The sequence below is a fragment of the Brevundimonas sp. genome, assembly GCF_052436175.1.
In the GTDB taxonomy this organism is placed as follows: domain Bacteria; phylum Pseudomonadota; class Alphaproteobacteria; order Caulobacterales; family Caulobacteraceae; genus Brevundimonas.
The window spans coordinates 19,058-35,000 of sequence record NZ_JBQVNM010000011.1; the positions used below are offsets into that span (position 1 = coordinate 19,058).

The 15,943-nt window shown below is 68.0% G+C and carries 11 protein-coding genes; 8 read left to right on the top strand and 3 right to left on the bottom strand.

Annotated features, from left to right (window positions below; all coding sequences use genetic code 11):
* Window positions 1-2 precede the first annotated feature (2 nt).
* Genes ACT6QK_RS04535 through ACT6QK_RS04565 form a run of 7 tightly spaced genes read left to right on the top strand, consistent with a single transcriptional unit; the run spans window position 3 to window position 8,723 of the window.
* Complete coding sequence (locus tag ACT6QK_RS04535) at window positions 3-1,151, top strand: acetyl-CoA C-acyltransferase (RefSeq protein WP_444596618.1); 1,149 nt, start codon at window positions 3-5, stop codon at window positions 1,149-1,151.
* A 2-nt stretch (window positions 1,152-1,153) separates the two neighbouring features.
* A complete protein-coding gene (locus ACT6QK_RS04540; RefSeq protein WP_444596619.1) occupies window positions 1,154-2,842 on the top strand; it encodes an aldehyde dehydrogenase family protein in 1,689 nt (562 codons plus the stop codon).
* Window positions 2,839-4,065 (top strand): thiolase family protein, encoded by a 1,227-nt coding sequence (locus tag ACT6QK_RS04545; protein ID WP_444596620.1) that lies wholly within the window; start codon window positions 2,839-2,841, stop codon window positions 4,063-4,065. The genes ACT6QK_RS04540 and ACT6QK_RS04545 overlap by 4 nt, the downstream gene beginning before the upstream one ends.
* Window positions 4,062-5,570 (top strand): class I adenylate-forming enzyme family protein, encoded by a 1,509-nt coding sequence (locus tag ACT6QK_RS04550; protein ID WP_444596621.1) that lies wholly within the window; start codon window positions 4,062-4,064, stop codon window positions 5,568-5,570. The genes ACT6QK_RS04545 and ACT6QK_RS04550 overlap by 4 nt, the downstream gene beginning before the upstream one ends.
* On the top strand, window positions 5,567-7,282 hold the full coding sequence (locus tag ACT6QK_RS04555) for a class I adenylate-forming enzyme family protein (RefSeq protein WP_444596622.1): 1,716 nt from the start codon (window positions 5,567-5,569) through the stop codon (window positions 7,280-7,282). The genes ACT6QK_RS04550 and ACT6QK_RS04555 overlap by 4 nt, the downstream gene beginning before the upstream one ends.
* Entirely contained in the window at window positions 7,279-8,238 is a 960-nt protein-coding gene (locus ACT6QK_RS04560; RefSeq protein WP_444596623.1) for an NAD(P)H-dependent flavin oxidoreductase, read from the top strand. The genes ACT6QK_RS04555 and ACT6QK_RS04560 overlap by 4 nt, the downstream gene beginning before the upstream one ends.
* On the top strand, window positions 8,235-8,723 hold the full coding sequence (locus ACT6QK_RS04565) for a PaaI family thioesterase (RefSeq protein ID WP_444596624.1): 489 nt from the start codon (window positions 8,235-8,237) through the stop codon (window positions 8,721-8,723). Before ACT6QK_RS04560 ends, ACT6QK_RS04565 begins: the two co-directional genes overlap by 4 nt.
* A gap of 173 nt (window positions 8,724-8,896) precedes the next feature.
* Here the strand turns inward: ACT6QK_RS04565 and ACT6QK_RS04570 are convergent, their stop codons facing one another.
* Window positions 8,897-10,114 carry an acetyl-CoA acetyltransferase gene (locus tag ACT6QK_RS04570; protein WP_444596625.1) on the bottom strand — a complete coding sequence of 406 codons (1,218 nt, stop codon included), beginning with the start codon at window positions 10,112-10,114 and terminating at the stop codon, window positions 8,897-8,899.
* Window positions 10,115-10,125: 11 nt separating this feature from the next.
* Window positions 10,126-11,643 (bottom strand): carotenoid oxygenase family protein, encoded by a 1,518-nt coding sequence (locus ACT6QK_RS04575; RefSeq protein ID WP_444596626.1) that lies wholly within the window; start codon window positions 11,641-11,643, stop codon window positions 10,126-10,128.
* 132 nt (window positions 11,644-11,775) lie between these two features.
* Between ACT6QK_RS04575 and ACT6QK_RS04580 the strand changes: the two genes are divergently transcribed.
* Window positions 11,776-12,963 carry an acyl-CoA dehydrogenase family protein gene (locus ACT6QK_RS04580; protein WP_444596627.1) on the top strand — a complete coding sequence of 396 codons (1,188 nt, stop codon included), beginning with the start codon at window positions 11,776-11,778 and terminating at the stop codon, window positions 12,961-12,963.
* A gap of 361 nt (window positions 12,964-13,324) precedes the next feature.
* On the opposite strand, the gene ACT6QK_RS04585 is transcribed toward ACT6QK_RS04580, so the two are convergent.
* Entirely contained in the window at window positions 13,325-15,643 is a 2,319-nt protein-coding gene (locus ACT6QK_RS04585) for a TonB-dependent receptor (protein WP_444596628.1), read from the bottom strand.
* Window positions 15,644-15,943: the final 300 nt, after the last annotated feature.

The window sequence follows — 15,943 nt, forward strand, 5'->3', positions numbered from 1 at the left end:
GCATGACCGCCTATATCCTCGACGCCGTCCGCACCCCGCGCGCCAAGGCCCGCCCCGACGGCGGCCTGGCCTCCATGAAGCCGCACGAGCTGGTCTCGGGCCTGATCGACGCCATCGACGCCCGCAACGACGGCGCCGCCCATCGCGCCGACGCCCTGATCCTCGGCGCCGTGGGTCAGGTCGGCGCCCAGGGGGCCAATGTCGCCTTGGTGTCCAAGCTGCACGCGGGTCTGCCCGACGGCGCCTTCGCCTTCAGCCTGAACAACTACTGCGTCTCCAGCCTGACCGCGATCGGCCAGGCGGCGAACATGGTCGAGGCGGGCGGCGTAAAGACGGCCCTGGCCGGGGGGGTGGAGATGATGTCGCGCGTCCCCTTCATGGGCGACAAGGCCGACTATTACGAAGACGCCGACTTCCCGACCCGAACCCGCTACATTCCCGTCGTCGTCGCCGCCGACCGTCTGGCCGAGGATATCGGCGTTACCCGCGAGGAGATGGACGCTGCCGCCCTGACGTCTCAGCAGCGCGCGGCCGCCGCCGAGGGCACGCCCCTGGTCAAGTCGCGCATCCCGCTTAACGGACTGGACCGGGAAGAGCCCGCCCGGGCCTCGACGACGGCCGAGAGCCTGGCCGCCATGCCCGCCGCCTTCGCCCCCCTGGGCGAACAGTATGCGGAGGCCCTGGGCGGCCGGGTCATCGACCACCGCCACACCGTCGCCCACGCCCCGCCCATGTGCGACGGCGCCTCGCTCGCCCTCGTCACGGGTCAGGCCGACGGCGCCCGCGCCCGGATCGTCGCCTATGCCGAGGCCGGGGGCGACCCCGCCGCCTCCTTGACCGCCGGGTTCGAGGCCATGGACAAGGCCCTGGCCACGGCCGGGCTGACGCTGCCCGACATGGACCGGATCGAGTTCATGGAGGCCTTCGCCGTAACGATCGTGAAGTTCCTGCGTGAACGCGACGTCGATCCGGACAAGGTCAATGTCGGCGGCGGCCACATGGCCAAGGGCCACCCCATGGGCGCCTCGGGCGGTATCCTGCTGTCCTCCCTGCTCGACGCCCTGGACGCCTGCGAGGGCCGCTATGGCCTGGTCGCCGCCGCGGGCGCCCAGGGCGTAGGCGCCGCCATGATCGTCGAACGGCTGGGCTGACGATGGACGGGTTCGTCGCCGCCTTCGACCAGAGCCGCCTCGACGTCGTCGCCCGCCACGCCGCGACCCTCGACGCCGCCATCGAGGCCGTCCAGACCCGCAAGAGCTGGTCGCCCTATCGCGACAGCCCCTCGACCAAGATCCACGGCGCCGAAAAGCCGGTTCAGGGCCGGGCCGCCTTCGATGCCCGCCTGAATACCCTGTTCGATCTCGGCCAGCCCGGCGTTGTCGGGGAGGCGGGCGAGGAGGTGTCGCCCTTCACCGGCCGGCCCCTCGGCGTCCGCTATCCCGTCAGCGACCCGAACGTGTTGGTGGACGCCGCCCTCGCCGCCTGGGGCGACTGGCGCGCCGCCGATCCCGAACTGCGTCTGGCCCTGTGTCTGGAGATGAGCCAGCGCCTCTACGACCGCAATTTCGAGATGGTCCACGCCGTCATGCATGTGGCGGGACAGAGCTACACCCAGGCCTTCTCCGGCTCGGGCCCCAACGCCCTGGATCGCGGCGTCGAGGCCCTGGCCTATGCCGCCAAGGCCATGCGCGACGTGGTCCCGACCGCCCAATATCACCGCGACTTCGGCGGCGAGGCCGTGGCGCTGGAGAAGACCTACACCCTCGTCCCGCGCGGCGTCGGTCTGGTCATCTGCTGCGCCTCCTTCCCGACCTGGAACGCCTATCCGGCCATATTCGCCTCCCTGGCGACCGGCAATCCGGTCATCGTCAAGCCGCACCCCATCGCCGTCCTGCCCATGGCCATCGTGGTGGAGACCTGCCGGGCGGTCCTCAGCGACCACGGCTTTGACCCCAATCTCGTGACCCTGGCGGTGGACACCCTCGCCGAGCCCGTCGCCCAGAAGCTGGTGGATCACCCGGACGTGCAGATCATCGACTTCACCGGCAGCCCCCGATACGGCGGCCATCTGGAGCGCACGGTGACGGGAAAGCTGCTGTTCACCGAGACCGCCGGGGTCAACACCGTCGTCATGGACAGTGTCGCCGACCTCGATGCCGTGGCCCGCGCCGTGGCCCGCTCGTCCAGCCTGTTCTCGGCCCAGATGTGCACCAGCCCGCAGGTCATCTACATCGCACCCGACCTGTTCGAGCCCATGTCCGCCGCCATCGTCGAACAGATCGACGCCATCGCCGCCGACCCGGCCCAGGCCGCGGGCATCATGGGCGCCATCCAGGGCGAGGTCAGTCTGAAGGTCGTGCGCGACGCCCGCGCCGAGGTCGAGGACAAGTCCGGCGTCCGCGTCCTGCGCGAAGCCGCACCCTACGCTCACCCGCAGTTCCCGGACGCCCGCACCCTGACCCCTCTGGTGATCGCGGTGGAGGCGGACGGCCATCACGAACTCTATGCCGAGGAACGGTTCGGCCCGGTCCTCTATCTGGTCCGCAAGGCGTCCGATGAAGCGGTGACCGAGGCGACCTGGCTGGCGAAGACCCGGGGCTCGATCTCCTCCTACCTCTATTCGACCGACGAGGAGTTCATCGACCGCGCTGTCCCGGCCTATGAGGCGGCGGGCGCCAACCTGTCGATCAACCTGACCGGGGCGATGTGGATCAACTTCGCCGCCGCCTACAGCGACTATCACGTCACCGGCCTGAACCCGGCGGGCAACGCCTGTCTGGCCGACCTGGCCTTCGTCGCCTCGCGATTCCGCATCGTCCAGCGACGACGGCCCGTCCGGTGACGGCCGATGTCTTTATCGCCGGCGTCTCCATGACCGCCTTCGGCAAGCGTCCGGCTGACAGCGTCAAATCCCTGACCGCCGAGGCCGTGACGGCGGCCCTGAGCGACGCCGGGGCGACCGTCGCCGACATCCAGGCCGCATGGTTCTCCAACACCCGCCAGCCCATGCTCGAGGGCCAGAACACCGTGCGCGGCCAGGTCGCCCTGCGGCCCCTCGGCCTGACCGGCATTCCGGTCGTCAACGTCGAGAACGCCTGCGCCTCGGGCTCGACCGCCCTGCTCCAGGCCATTCACTGGCTGCGCGCCGGGGCCGGCGACATCGCCCTTGTCGTCGGGGCCGAGAAGATGGTCTTTCCCGACCGGCCGGAACAGGCCGCCGCCGCCTTCGCGGGCGGAACCGACATCCACGACCGTGCGGGCGTCCTCGCCTATATCGAGGCCATGGGCGGCGAGGATCCGGGCCCCGGTCGCAGCCTGTTCATGGACCTCTACGCCGCCCAGGCCCGGGCTCACATGGCCCGTCACGGCACGACCCAGACGGACTTCGCCCGACTGGCGGCCAAGAACCACACCGCCGCCCGCGACAATCCGCTCAGCCAGTACCGCACCCCGATGACGGTTGATCAGGTGCTGGCCGACAAGCCTGTCGTCTTTCCCTTCACCCGCGCGATGTGCGCCCCGGTCAGCGACGGCGCCGCCGCCGTGATCCTGTGCTCGGCCGCCGGGATGGTCAAACTGGACGCCGCAGGCCGCGCCGTCCGCGTGCGCGGTTGCGCCCTCGTCAGTGCAGGCGACCGCGCTCCGGCCGACCTCGACAACCATATCGGCCGCCGCGCCGCCCTCGCCGCCTACGAACAGGCCGGGATCGCCCCCGCCGACATCGACGTGGTCGAGGTGCATGACGCCACCAGCTACGCCGAGCTTCAGCAGATCGAGAACCTCGGCCTGGCCGAGCCTGGAACCGTCGGCGCCCGAGCCGCAATCGGCGACTTCGCCCTCGGCGGCCGGACCCCGGTCAATCCGTCGGGTGGTCTGGTCGCCAAGGGCCACCCGGTCGGCGCCACCGGCCTGGCCCAGCTCTATGAGCTGACCACCCAGCTGCGCAGCGAGGCCGGCGCCCGTCAGGTCGAAAACGCCCGGATCGCCGTGGCCGAGAACGGCGGCGGCTTCCTCGGCGTGGAAGAGGCGGCGACCGTGGTCACGGTGCTGGAGCGGGCCGCATGACCCACCCTATCCACGCCCTCTACAAAAACCGCGTCGCCAAGGCCGACCGCCCGGCCCTGATCGACGGCGAGACCACGATCACCCACGCCGACCTGATCGAGCGCGTCGAGGCCGCCGCCGCCGACCTGATCCGGCGCGGCGTCCGGCCCGGCGACCGCATCGGCCTGTGCGCCGCCAACAGCGCCGATCACGTCATCGCCTATCTGGCCATCCTGCGGGCCGGCGCCGTCTGGACACCGCTCAATCCCCGCAACGGCGCACGACTGAACTCGGACTTCCAGGCTAGGGCGAAGCCGGTGCTCACCCTCTATGACGCCGCCTCCATGGCCGCGACGGGCGCCTGCTCGCGGCCCTTGCCGCTCGAGGACTGGCTGGCGGACCTACCGCCCGCTGCCGACCTGCCGCCGGCCCACGACGATCCGGCCGCCCCCTTCGCCCTGAAGTTCACCGGCGGCTCCACCGGCGTGCCCAAGGGGGTGGTCCAGAGCCAGGCCAGCGGCCGGGCGGCCCTGGACTCGATGGCCGGCTTCTACGGCTTCACCGCCGATGACGTAAATCTCGCCGTCGCCCCCCTGACCCACGGCTCGTCCCACTATGTCCTGCCGGTGCTGGCGGCGGGCGGTGCCCACGTCCTGCTGGCCGAGCCGGACCGGGCGGCGATCCTGGCCGAGCTGAAACGCCGGGTCACCGTCGCCTTCATGCCCCCGACCCTGATCGCCCTGCTGATGGCCGAGGCCGGGTTCGGGCCCGACGACTTCCCGGCCCTGCGCCACATCACCTATTCGGCCGCCCCCATGTCGCCGGACAGGATCGCCGAGGCCATCGCCCGCTTCGGCCCGGTCATATCCACCCTCTTCGGCCAGACTGAAGCGCCCATGGCCATCGCCGGGCTTTCGCCGTCGGAAATGGCCGATCCGGCCCTGCGCGCCTCCGTCGGCCGCACCTTCCCCGGCACACGGGTGGCGGTGCTGGACGCGAACGGCGTCGTCCACGACCACGGCGAGGGCGAGGTGATCGTCTCGGGCGATCTGGCCCGCACCGACTATCTCGACGCGCCGGACCTGACCGCCGCCTCGCGCCATGGCGAATGGCTCAGGACCGGCGACATAGGACGGCTGTCGCCCGATGGCCTGCTGACCCTGATCGGGCGGTCGAAGGATCTCATCATCACCGGCGGCTACAATGTCTATCCGGGCGAGGTCGAGGCGGCGCTGAACCGCCACCCCGCCGTGCGCGAGGCCTGCGCCTTCGCCGTCGAGGACGAGGTCTGGGGCGAACGGCTGGAGGCGGCGGTGGCCGTCGATCCGGGCTTCACCGACGACGTCGGCCTCCGCGCCTTCGTTCGCGACGCCATCGGTCCCGTCCGCACGCCCAAGCGGCTCCACCTCCTGTCCGCCCTGCCGCGCAACCCGGTGGGCAAGGTGGTCCGCGCCGACATCCGTGATCTGGTTCTCCCCGGCCAGCCGCACAGTCCGCCCGTAGCCCAGAGGGAGATCGCCCGATGATCGTCATTCCGCAGTCGCGCATCCGCGAGATGAAGGCCAGGGGCTGGTGGGGCGATACGACGCTCGAGGATCTGTTCCAGAAGCATCTGAAGGCCCACCCCGACGCCGAGGCCCTGATCGACCCCCCCAACATGCCCGAGATCACGGGCGGCGAGGCCGAGCGTCTGACCTGGCGCCAGACCGGCCATGCCGTCAGCCGTCTGGCCGCCGTCCTGGTCGCCCACGGCATCCGCAAGGACGACGTGGTGGTGATCCAGCTGCCCAATATCGCCGAACTGACCATCGCCTATCTGGCCTGCCAGCGGCTGGGCGTCATCTCCAGCCCGGCCCCGGTCCAGTACCGCGAGCACGAGCTGGCCTACATCATCGAGAAGACCGACGCCGTCGCCGCCATCACCGTGGACCGGATCGGCAAGCAGAAGCATGGCGAGATGATCGCGGGGCTCAAGGGCCGCTGCCGCAGCCTGAAACACGTCTTCGTCCTCGGCGAGACCTGCCCCGAGGGGGCGCTCGACCTCGAACCCCTGATGGACGGCGTCACCCGCGACCAGCACAAGGCCGCCCAGAAGGCGCAGAAAAAGGCGGCGATCACGGCCGACGACATCGTCACCATCTGCTGGACCTCCGGCACCGAGGCCCAGCCCAAGGGGGTGCCGCGCAGCCACAATGAATGGATCATCATGGGCGACGGGGTCATCGACGCCGCCGACCTGGCCCCCGGCGCGCGGCTGCTCAACCCGTTCCCGATGGTCAATATGGGCGGCATCTCGACCGCCCTGATCGGCTGGCTGCTGCTGGGCGGCGCCCTGATCCAGCACCATCCGTTCGACCTTCAGGTCCTGCTGAAGCAGCTGCGGGAAGAGAAGATCGACTACACCGTCGCCCCGCCGGCCGTCCTGAACCTGCTGCTCCAGAACGAGGCCATGCTGGCCGGCATCGACTTCGACCGGCTGAAGTCCATCGGCTCGGGTTCGGCGCCCCTGTCGGAATGGATGGTGCGCGGTTTCCACGAGAAGCACGGCGTCCAGATCGTCAACTATTTCGGCTCCAACGAAGGCGCCTCCTTCCCCTCGGCGCTCAAGGACCTGCCCGAGGCGGGCGACCGGGCCAGCCTCTTCCCCCGCCTGGGCGAGGGCTTCACATGGGCCTGCAAGCTGCACGACCGCATCTTCACCCGGCTGGTCGATCCCGACACCGAACAGGAGATCACCGAGGGCGGCCGTCCCGGCGAACTGCGGGTCAAGGGCGCCACCATCTTCTCCGGCTACTGGCGCGCGCCCGAGATCAACGCCCGCGCCTTCGACGCCGACGGCTGGTTTCGCACGGGCGACCTGTTCGAATACGCCGGCGACCGGCTGCAGCATCTGCGCTTCGTCGGCCGGCTGAAGGACATCATCATCCGGGGCGGGATGAACATCTCGTCCGAAGAGATCGAGAACCACCTGATGGCCCATCCCGCCGTGGCAGAGGCCGCCATCGTCGGCGCGCCGGACCCCAATCTCGGCGAACGCCTCGCCGCCTTCGTCGTCTTCCGCCCTGACCAGTCGGCGACGCTCGAAGAGATCAACGCCTTCCTCGTCAACGACCGTCAGGTCGCCGTCTACAAACAGATCGAGCGGCTCGAGCCGATCGCCGCCCTCCCCCGAAATCCCGTCGGCAAGGTGCTGAAACGCGACCTCCGCCAGAGCTTCCAGAAGACAGAGTCCGTATGAGCACGCCCTTCGACACCCTCCGCCTGCCCGTCTTCGCGGCGCCCATGTTCCTGATTTCCGGTCCGGAGATGGTCATCGCCGCCTGCCAGGCCGGCGTGGGCGGCGCCTTTCCGACCACCAACTGCCGAACCGTCGAGGAACTCGACGGCTGGATGGGCCGGATCACCGACGCGCTGAAGCCCGGCGACGCCCCCTGGATCGCCAATCTGATCACCCACTCGACCAACGCCCGTCTGGCCGAGGACCTGCGTCTGGTTGCGGAATACAAGCCGCCGGTGGTCATCACGGCCCTCGGCTCGCCCAAGCCCGTGATGGAGACGGTCAAGGCCTATGGCGGTCTGGTCTTCGCCGACGTGGTGTCGATGAACCTGGCGAAGAAGGCCGCAGCGGCGGGGGTGGACGGCCTGGCCTGCGTCAGCGCGGGCGCCGGGGGCCATACCGGCCACCTGTCGCCCTTCGCCTTCATCTCGGCGGTGCGGAACTTCTTCGACGGCTATATCGCGGTCGGCGGAGGCGTCGGTGACGGCGCCGGGATCGCGGGCGCGGTCGCGGCCGGAGCCGACTTCGTCTACATGGGCACCCGCTTCCTGGCGACGACCGAGAGCATGGCCCAGCCTGAATACAAGCAGATGGTCGTGGACGCCGGGCCCGACGATCTGGTGGTGTCCGCCGCCGTCACCGGCACCGACGCGTCCTGGCTCAAGCCCAGCCTGCGCGCCGCGGGCCTCGATCCCGACAATCTCGGCGGCCCGGCCGTGCGCGATTATTCGGGCGGCTCCAGCCAGAAGCGCTGGAAGGACATCTGGGCCGCCGGCCAGGGCATCGAGTCGGTGCGGGGCGTCGAACCCATCGCCGACGTGGTCGATCAGCTGGAACAGGAATACCGTGCCGCCTTGGACCGCTTCGCCGCCCGCGCCGATGTGACCGCCCGCCGCAAGACCAGCGCCGCCGCATGAGCGCAGACCTGCCACGGGGCGGCGTCGTCCCCGTCGCCTTCCAGCTGGACCCGACCCACACCGGTCTCCAGATGCTGGAGCGCTGGCGCGACATGGGGCTTTCGGTCGGCGGCTTCCTGACCCGTCTCTCCTGCCTCGTGGCCGAGACGGGCGACGGCTATGTGAAGGTGGTCTGCGACATCGATCCGGGCCATTCCAACTTCGTCGGTCTGGTCCACGGCGGGGTGACCGCCGCCATGGTCGACATGGCCGGCGGCGGGGCGGTGATGAGCATCCTCAAGCCCGGCCAGACCCTGCTCTCGACCGACATCACCATGCGCTATCTGAACGCCGTGCCGGGCGACTGCACGCAGATCGCCGCCGAGGGCAGGGTCACCTACAGCGATGCGCGCAAGGCCGTGGTGGACGTCAAGGTCGTCCTGCCCGACGGAACCATCGCGGCCATGGGCGTGGTGGGACTGGCGATCCGGTCGCCGCGCGGATAGCGCCCCGCATCCCAAACCGCCGTCATCCTCGGGCTCGACCCGAGGATCGGATTGTCCGCCGCCTAGACGAAGACGCGGCGCACGATGGCCCATGCGCCGCGTCTTCTTCTTTTACCCTGAACATCCGGCCCTCGGCTCAAGCCCGAGGGTGACAGATGGGGGTTGGGGAGCCCCTACACCCCGACCAGCAAACTCACCGTCGTCGTCGTCGAGCCGCCGATGTTCAGGGTCTGGACGTTCTTCGCCCCCTCGACCTGATAGTCGCCGGCCGTGCCCGTGGTCTGTTTGAAGGCGTCCAGCGCCATCCGGACGCCCGTGGCGCCGACGGGGTGGCCTAGACCGATCAGGCCGCCGGAGGGGTTGATCGGCAGGCGTCCGCCAATCTCGATGTCGCCCGCCTCGACCGCCTTCCAGCTCTCGCCCGGCGCCGTCAGGCCCAGATGGTCGATGGCCATGTATTCGGTCATGGAGAAACAGTCGTGGGTCTCGACCGCGTCGATGTCCGACAGGCCCAGGCCGGCCCGCGAACGCGCCTCGTCGATGGCCTTCTTCACATGGGGGAAGACGTAGGGCTGGTCCTTGCTGTCGGCGACCTTGGTTGCGTACTGGATCGGCGCCGAGCGATGGCCCCAGCCCTTGATGCGCGGCAGGCTTTCCAGTGGGATGCCCCGCGCCCGGGCGTATTGCGCAGCCCGTTCCGGCGAGGCCAGAACGACCGCCGCGGCCCCGTCCGTCACCTGACCGCAGTCGGTCTTGCGCACCCGCCCCTCGATGACCGGATTGGCCTCGTCGTCGGCGGTGAAACTGGCGTTGGAGAAGGTGTAGTTGCGCGTCTGGGCGTTCGGATTGCGCTTGGCGTTGTCGAAGTTGATCTGGGCGATCCGGCGCAGATGCGCCTCATCGATGCCGTAACGCTCGTCGTACTCGTCCGTCAGGTTGGAGAAGGCGCGAGGCCAGACATAGGTGGCGTCGCCGAACTCATGACCGGTCCAGGCCGCCGCGCCCAGATATTCCGCCCCCGTCTGGCCCGGCACGTTCCGCATCAGCTCGATGCCCAGCACCAGAGCCGTGCCGTAATGACCCGCCTGGATGTCCGACATGGCCGCCAGCAGCGCCAGACTGCCCGAGGCGCAGGCGCCCTCATGCCGCGAGGTCGGCAGGTCGCCGAAGCGCGGCTCGGCCTGGGCGAAGAAGCCGCCCAGCAGACCCTGACCGGCGAACAGGTCGCCGACGAAGTTCCCCACATGGCCGACGTCGATGTCCTCGGGATCGAGGCCCGTCGCCTCCAGCCCGCCGTGCACGGCCTCGCCGAAGCCGTCGAACATCTCCTTGCCCTCGCGCGCCCAGTTGCGCCCGAAGTCCGACTGCCAGCCGCCCAGAATGTAGGTCATGGTTCGTCTCCTCAGGCGGCGTTGGCGGTTTGCGACGCGCGGATGGTGGACCCCTGCGACCAGGTCGCGTGGGTGCCGCTGGAGATACGGCCGGGCAGGATGATCCGGGCGACAGGTCCGTCGGCGAGCTTCCGCGCATCATAGATGACGCATTCGGACCGGTCCTCGATCATGTCGGTGACGAAGGTGATCAGATAACCGTCGTCCTCCTCCGTCGCCCCGACGCGCGGCGCGAATCCGGGTTCGGAGCCATAGCGTTCCGGCCCGAAGTCGATGGCCTGGCTCTCGCCCGTGTCCATGTCGTGCTTGACCACGCCGGTGAACAGGAACCAGCCGGGCTTGGACACGGCGCTGTAGGCGTATTTGTATTTCACGCCGGCGAACTGGTTGTTGATGATGCCGAACTCCAGCACCCGGTCATCCAGCCGCTGCTCGATCGTCTCGCCGGTCTTCAGGTTGAAGCGCCAGCGGTGCAATTTTGGTTGAAGCATGTTCTGGTCGAGGAAGGTCATGATCCGCTCATAAGCGGGCCAGGCGTCGGGGCTGGTCTCCGGCACCGGATTGTCCTGGAAGTACCCGTCCATGATCACCTCGTCGCCGTCCTCCCAGGCGTTGAGGAAGTGCAGGACATAGGTCGGCTCGGCCTCGAACCAGCGCACCTGGTCGGCCGTGCCATAGCGGGGGATCAGCCCGAAGCGCGACTTCATCTCCGGATGGAAGCGCGCCACGTGATAACCCTTGGGCAGCAGATGCTCCTCCCAGAACAGGGGGAAGTCGTTGAGGATCGACCAGTTCGTCGTGAAGGCCATGTCGTGCGGCAGTCGCGCGCCCGGCAGGGGGATCGGCGTGAAATGCTTCAGCCGGTTGTCCGGCCCGACGACGCCGTAGTGCATGAAGGGCGCGGTCTTGGAATAGTTGAAGAACAGCAGTTCGCCCGTCTTCTCGTCCACCTTGGGGTGGGCCGAAATGCCCTCGGGCGGGCACCAGTCGGCGCTGGGCAGCTGCTCCATCGTATAGGGGTCGAGGCGATAGCCTTCGCCGCACTGGTAGAAGGTCGAGAGAATGGCGCCGGCGTGGATGATGACGTCGGTCGAGGACGAATCCTTCAGCCCGCCATGGGCGCCCCAGCCCGGCTGCTCCGACAGCGACGGATGCTCGGCCAGCCCGGCCCAGAGCGCGCGCCCCGCCGCCTGCTCGGCCTGGAAGCCCTTGGTGCGGACGAAGCGGTTGCGATAGGCGGCCTTGCCGTCCCGGAAGCTGATCGAGTGGATCATGCCGTCGCCGTCGAACGGGTGATAGCGGCCCTTGGGATTGTGGACCGGGTTTTCGGTATTGCGCACATAGACGCCGTCGATGTCGGTCGGGATCGTCCCGATCACCGGCATGTCCTCGGCCGTGTGTTCTGCGTGCTGCGGCGTCCAGGCCCCGTTCATATAGGGATGGTCGTTCGGCTCCAGCGTATATTTGATCGGCTTTTCAGCGGCTTCGGAATAGGCGGCGCGGTCGGCGCCCGTGCGTTCGAAACCCATGTCAGGCTCCTCGATGTGATGACACGCAAATAGTGAGTTGCGTTAGAATACCATTATTGCAGCCCTTGGCGAGAGGTTTTAGTATCCCTTTGCAAGCCACACCGAAAACGGTGGGTGAAAAGGGAAACGCGCATGGCCGACAGAACCCCCACCGTACTGGATTTCGACGCCCTGAGGCCGCCCAGCCCCTTTCTGACGCCCGAACACGACGCCTGGCGCGCCAAGCTCCGGGCCTTCATCGACACCCACGTCGCCCCGCATCTGGATGATTGGGACGCGGCTTCGGACTTCCCTGACGACCTCTATGTCCAGGCGGCGAAGGACGGCATCCTGGGCATGGGCTTCCGCGAGGATCTGGGCGGCACGGGCGAGAACATCAGCCTGTATGATCGCATCCTGTTCGCCGAAGAGTTCTTCCGCCTGGGCTCCGGCGTCGTTTTCGCCGACCTCGCCACGCCCTGGATCGCCCTGCCGCCCATCATCAGCGGCGGCGCGCCGGAGATGCTGGACCGCGTGGCGCGGCCTGTCCTGGCCGGCCAGAAGAAGATCGCCTTCGCCGTTACGGAACCCGGCGGCGGCTCCGACGTCTCCAACTTCACCACCACGGCCGAGCGGCGCGGCGACGTCTTCGTCGTCAACGGCGGCAAGACCCTGATCTCCGGCGCGATGAAGGCCGACTATCTGCTGACCGCCGTCCGCACCGGCGGCCCGGGCATGGGCGGGCTGTCGATGCTGCTGATCGAGACCGATCGGCCCGGCGTCACGCGCGGCCCCCTGCCCGGCCTGCAGTGGTACAACAAGAACAACGGCTGGCTGAAGTTCGACAATGTCGAGGTGCCGATCTCCAACCTGATCGGTGAGGAGAACCGGGGCTTCGCCGGACTGGCCAGCCAGTTCAACATCGAGCGGTTCAGCGGCATCTCCGCCACCCTGGCCATGACCCGCACCTGCGTCGCCGAAGCCATCGCCTTCGCCCGCGAGCGTCACACCTTCGGCAAGCGTCTGGTCGACCACCAGGTCATGCGCCACAAGATCGTCGACATGGTCCAGCGGCTGAAGGTGGCCTATGCCTTCCTCGACATGCTGGTCTGGCGGTTCGAGCGTGGCGAGAACGTCATCGCCGACCTGGCCATGCTCAAGATCCAGGCGACCAACACCCTCGAACACTGCGCCCGTGAGAGCCTGCAGGTGCTGGGCGGCCGCGCCTATACCGGCGGCAACCGGGTCGAACGCATCTATCGCGAGGCCCGCATCTTCGTCATCGGCGGCGGCTCCGAGGAAATCCTGCGCGACCTGGCTGGGCGCCAGCTCGGCCTGTAGCCCTTTCATCCCCGGCTCCTGCAGGGCCGCTTCCGTCGGGAGCGGCCCTTCCTTTTGAATGATCTCGCTTTGAGTATTGGAGGTCGGGGCTTTTCCCGCGCCAGCGGGCTTCAGTGCGAGAAATGGGTTCATCACAGCGGGCACAGCGAGGCACGACGACCGCCACGAGGCCGATCCAGCCCCGTTGTGATCGCTGTGAAATCTCTGTGCCCGCTGTGATGAACCTAAGCGCCAGACCGACGCCCGCTATCGCGGGGGCCCTGACCCCCAAATCGACCTGGAAACAGCCCAAAGAAAAGCCCCGCCGCTTTCGCGACGGGGCAGGCTGGATCCAGGAACGGATCGGGTGGTCTCGGAGAAGTCAGAAGTTGCGGCGCAGGGTGATCCCGTAGGTGCGCGGATCGCCCAGGAAGGCCGAGTAGGAACCCGCCTGGAAGGTCGCGGGGATGACGCGGCGGTAGTAGTCCTGGTCGAAGATGTTGCGGCCCCAAAGGTCCACGGCCCAGTCGCCGTTGGCGCTGCGCAGCGAGAACCGCGCATTGGCCGTGGTGAAGGCCTTCTGGATGCGGTTCGGATCGAAGCCGCCCGAGAAGAACTCTGACGCATATCGGGCGTCGATATAGGCCACGCCGGTAAGGGACGACCCGATCGGGAACTCCCAGGTCGCCGATGAGACGTTCACCCAGTCGGGCGACTGTTCCATCTCCTTGCCGGAATAGGTGCTGTTGCCCGCCGACACCGGATAGTAGGCGTCGGTGTAGGTCAGACCGTTGGTCAGGGTCACCCCGGCCATCGGCTTCCAGGTGATCTCCAGCTCCGCGCCCTTGGTGATGGCTTCATCGAGGCTGCGGACGATGAAGTTGATCCCCGTGTATTCGATCAACTGGAAGCCCGAGAAGGTCTGGTGGAAGGCGGCGAAGTTGACCCGCAGGGACCGGTCGAAGAACTCGCCCTTTAGACCCAGCTCATAGGCGTCGACCGTCTCTTCCTGGAAGGCCAGATCGCGCGCGTTCGGCGTCGCAGGAGTGGTGAAGCCTGCCCGGTCGAAGTTGTAACCACCCGACTTGTAGCCCCGGGAGTAGGACAGGTAGGAGTTCAACTGCTCGCTGAACTTGTAGCCGATGTTCAGGGTGCCGGTCGTGGCCGTTTCGGTCCGCTCGTCGGAATCGCCCGCGACGTTGAACCGGGTGTCCCAGAAGGCGGCGCAGAAGCGGGTGACCCCCGCGGCGTCCGCCCCGGCGATGGCCACGCCGCACGCTGGGTTGAAGTTCTCGCCGTAGAAATTGATCTCCTTGCGGTTGTTCGTATAGCGCAGCCCGGCCGTGACGCTGAGCTTGTCGGTCACATGGAAGATGTTGTGGGTGAAGACGGACATGTCGCGCCCGTCCTGCTTGCCGATGCCGCGGGCGCCGTCGCCGGGGGTGAAGGCCGCAAGGGTCGCGGGCTTGAAGGTCGCGGCCCCGCCGTAGATCAGCGGATAGTCGGCCCCCATGCGATAGGCTGAATCATTCAGCACCCTTTCATCGGAGTAGTAGGCGCCGACCAGCCAGTCGAGCCGGCCGTTGGATCCGGCCAGACGCAGTTCCTGGGTGAAGACGTCGAACCCCTGATGCAGGCCGTTGGGGGCGAAGAAGCCCAGGTCTGCGCCCGAATGGTCGAAGTCCTGCGACCGCCAGGCCTCCCAGCTGCGATAGGCCGTGATGGTCGTCAGCTGACCCCAGCCGAGGTCGATATCGCCCTGGGCCGAGAAGCCGTAGTCGGTGATGTCTTCCTGGTTGCGGCGTCCGCGCGTCTTGGACGCCTCGCGATCGAACGGATCGGTCGAGGTGTAGCCGATATTGCCGCGCGCGGCTGAAAGACTGTTGACCAGGTTATAGGTGGGGCCGGCGATAGCCAGGACGGCGACGCAGCAGTTCTCCTCGCGCGTGGTGTAGTCGGCGCTGAACATCCAGCGCATCCTGTCCGACGGCCGATAGAGCAGCTTGGCCCGCACGAAGGCGCGGTTCAGGTTGTCCAGTTCCTCATCGCTGTTGGCGTCGGGATAAAAGCCGTCGCGGGTTTCCTTGCTGCCCTCGACGCGCAGGGCCGCTGTGTCGGACAGGGGGATGTTGATCGATCCCGCCACCCGGATGTCATTGTAGTTGCCGTAGGTGGCCTCCGCCCGGACACCGAAGGCCGAGGTGTCCGGCGTCTTGGTCACGACGTTGATGAGGCCGGCCGAGGTGTTGCGGCCGAACAGGGTGCCTTGGGGTCCGCGCAGCACCTCGATCCGCTCCAGGTCGCCGAGTTCAGACAGGGCGACGCCGGTGCGGGCACGGGCCACGCCGTCGATCACGACGCCCACGGCCGACTCAAGGCCGGGGTTGGTGGAGGTGGTCCCGATGCCGCGCACGCGGATCGAGGAATCGGCCCCGCCGCCGGGAGTCTGGAACTGCACGCTGGGGGCCAGACCGGTCAGTTCGCGGATGTCGGTGACGCCGGAATTTTCCAGCTGTTCCCCACCCACGGCCGTCACGGCCACGGGCACGTCGATCAGGCGCTCTTCCCGTTTGGTTGCGGTGACGATGATGTCCTCGACCTGGGTCGCCCCAGGATCGGTTTGCTGCGCCAGGGCGGGCGATGCGCCCAGCACGCCGGCCAGTACGAGGGCGGATACGCTAACAGAGCCTTTGACGGTCATTCCTCAGTCCTCCCATGAGCCCCCGTTCGCCGAGGTGCTTCGGGCGCAACATGTCACTGGCATATTGAGACTGTCAAATAGCTTTTGTAATCAGACCAACTTGTGTGCTTGAGTGGTGGCGGACAGGACACGTTCGACAGTCGCCCCGCACAGCCGGGCGCTGAAACTGATCGGTGTTCACATAGAAAGACCCGGAAAACCGGGCTTCTGATGGGAGTTGAGGCGCGTGATGCAACGATCGCTCTTTGGCGTCGGTGGTGAGGACGGGTCGGAACCGCAGCGCCCCGGCGCGATGCGGAG

What these genes read in the sequence shown, in the direction of transcription:
- ACT6QK_RS04535 (WP_444596618.1), top strand. Translation starts at nt 3, where the DNA reads ATGACCGCCTATATCCTCGACGCCGTCCGCACCCCGCGCGCCAAGGCC.
- ACT6QK_RS04540 (WP_444596619.1), top strand. Translation starts at nt 1,154, where the DNA reads ATGGACGGGTTCGTCGCCGCCTTCGACCAGAGCCGCCTCGACGTCGTC.
- ACT6QK_RS04550 (WP_444596621.1), top strand. Translation starts at nt 4,062, where the DNA reads ATGACCCACCCTATCCACGCCCTCTACAAAAACCGCGTCGCCAAGGCC.
- ACT6QK_RS04555 (WP_444596622.1), top strand. Translation starts at nt 5,567, where the DNA reads ATGATCGTCATTCCGCAGTCGCGCATCCGCGAGATGAAGGCCAGGGGC.
- ACT6QK_RS04560 (WP_444596623.1), top strand. Translation starts at nt 7,279, where the DNA reads ATGAGCACGCCCTTCGACACCCTCCGCCTGCCCGTCTTCGCGGCGCCC.
- ACT6QK_RS04565 (WP_444596624.1), top strand. Translation starts at nt 8,235, where the DNA reads ATGAGCGCAGACCTGCCACGGGGCGGCGTCGTCCCCGTCGCCTTCCAG.
- ACT6QK_RS04570 (WP_444596625.1), bottom strand. Translation starts at nt 10,114, where the DNA reads ATGACCTACATTCTGGGCGGCTGGCAGTCGGACTTCGGGCGCAACTGG.
- ACT6QK_RS04575 (WP_444596626.1), bottom strand. Translation starts at nt 11,643, where the DNA reads ATGGGTTTCGAACGCACGGGCGCCGACCGCGCCGCCTATTCCGAAGCC.
- ACT6QK_RS04580 (WP_444596627.1), top strand. Translation starts at nt 11,776, where the DNA reads ATGGCCGACAGAACCCCCACCGTACTGGATTTCGACGCCCTGAGGCCG.
- ACT6QK_RS04585 (WP_444596628.1), bottom strand. Translation starts at nt 15,643, where the DNA reads ATGACCGTCAAAGGCTCTGTTAGCGTATCCGCCCTCGTACTGGCCGGC.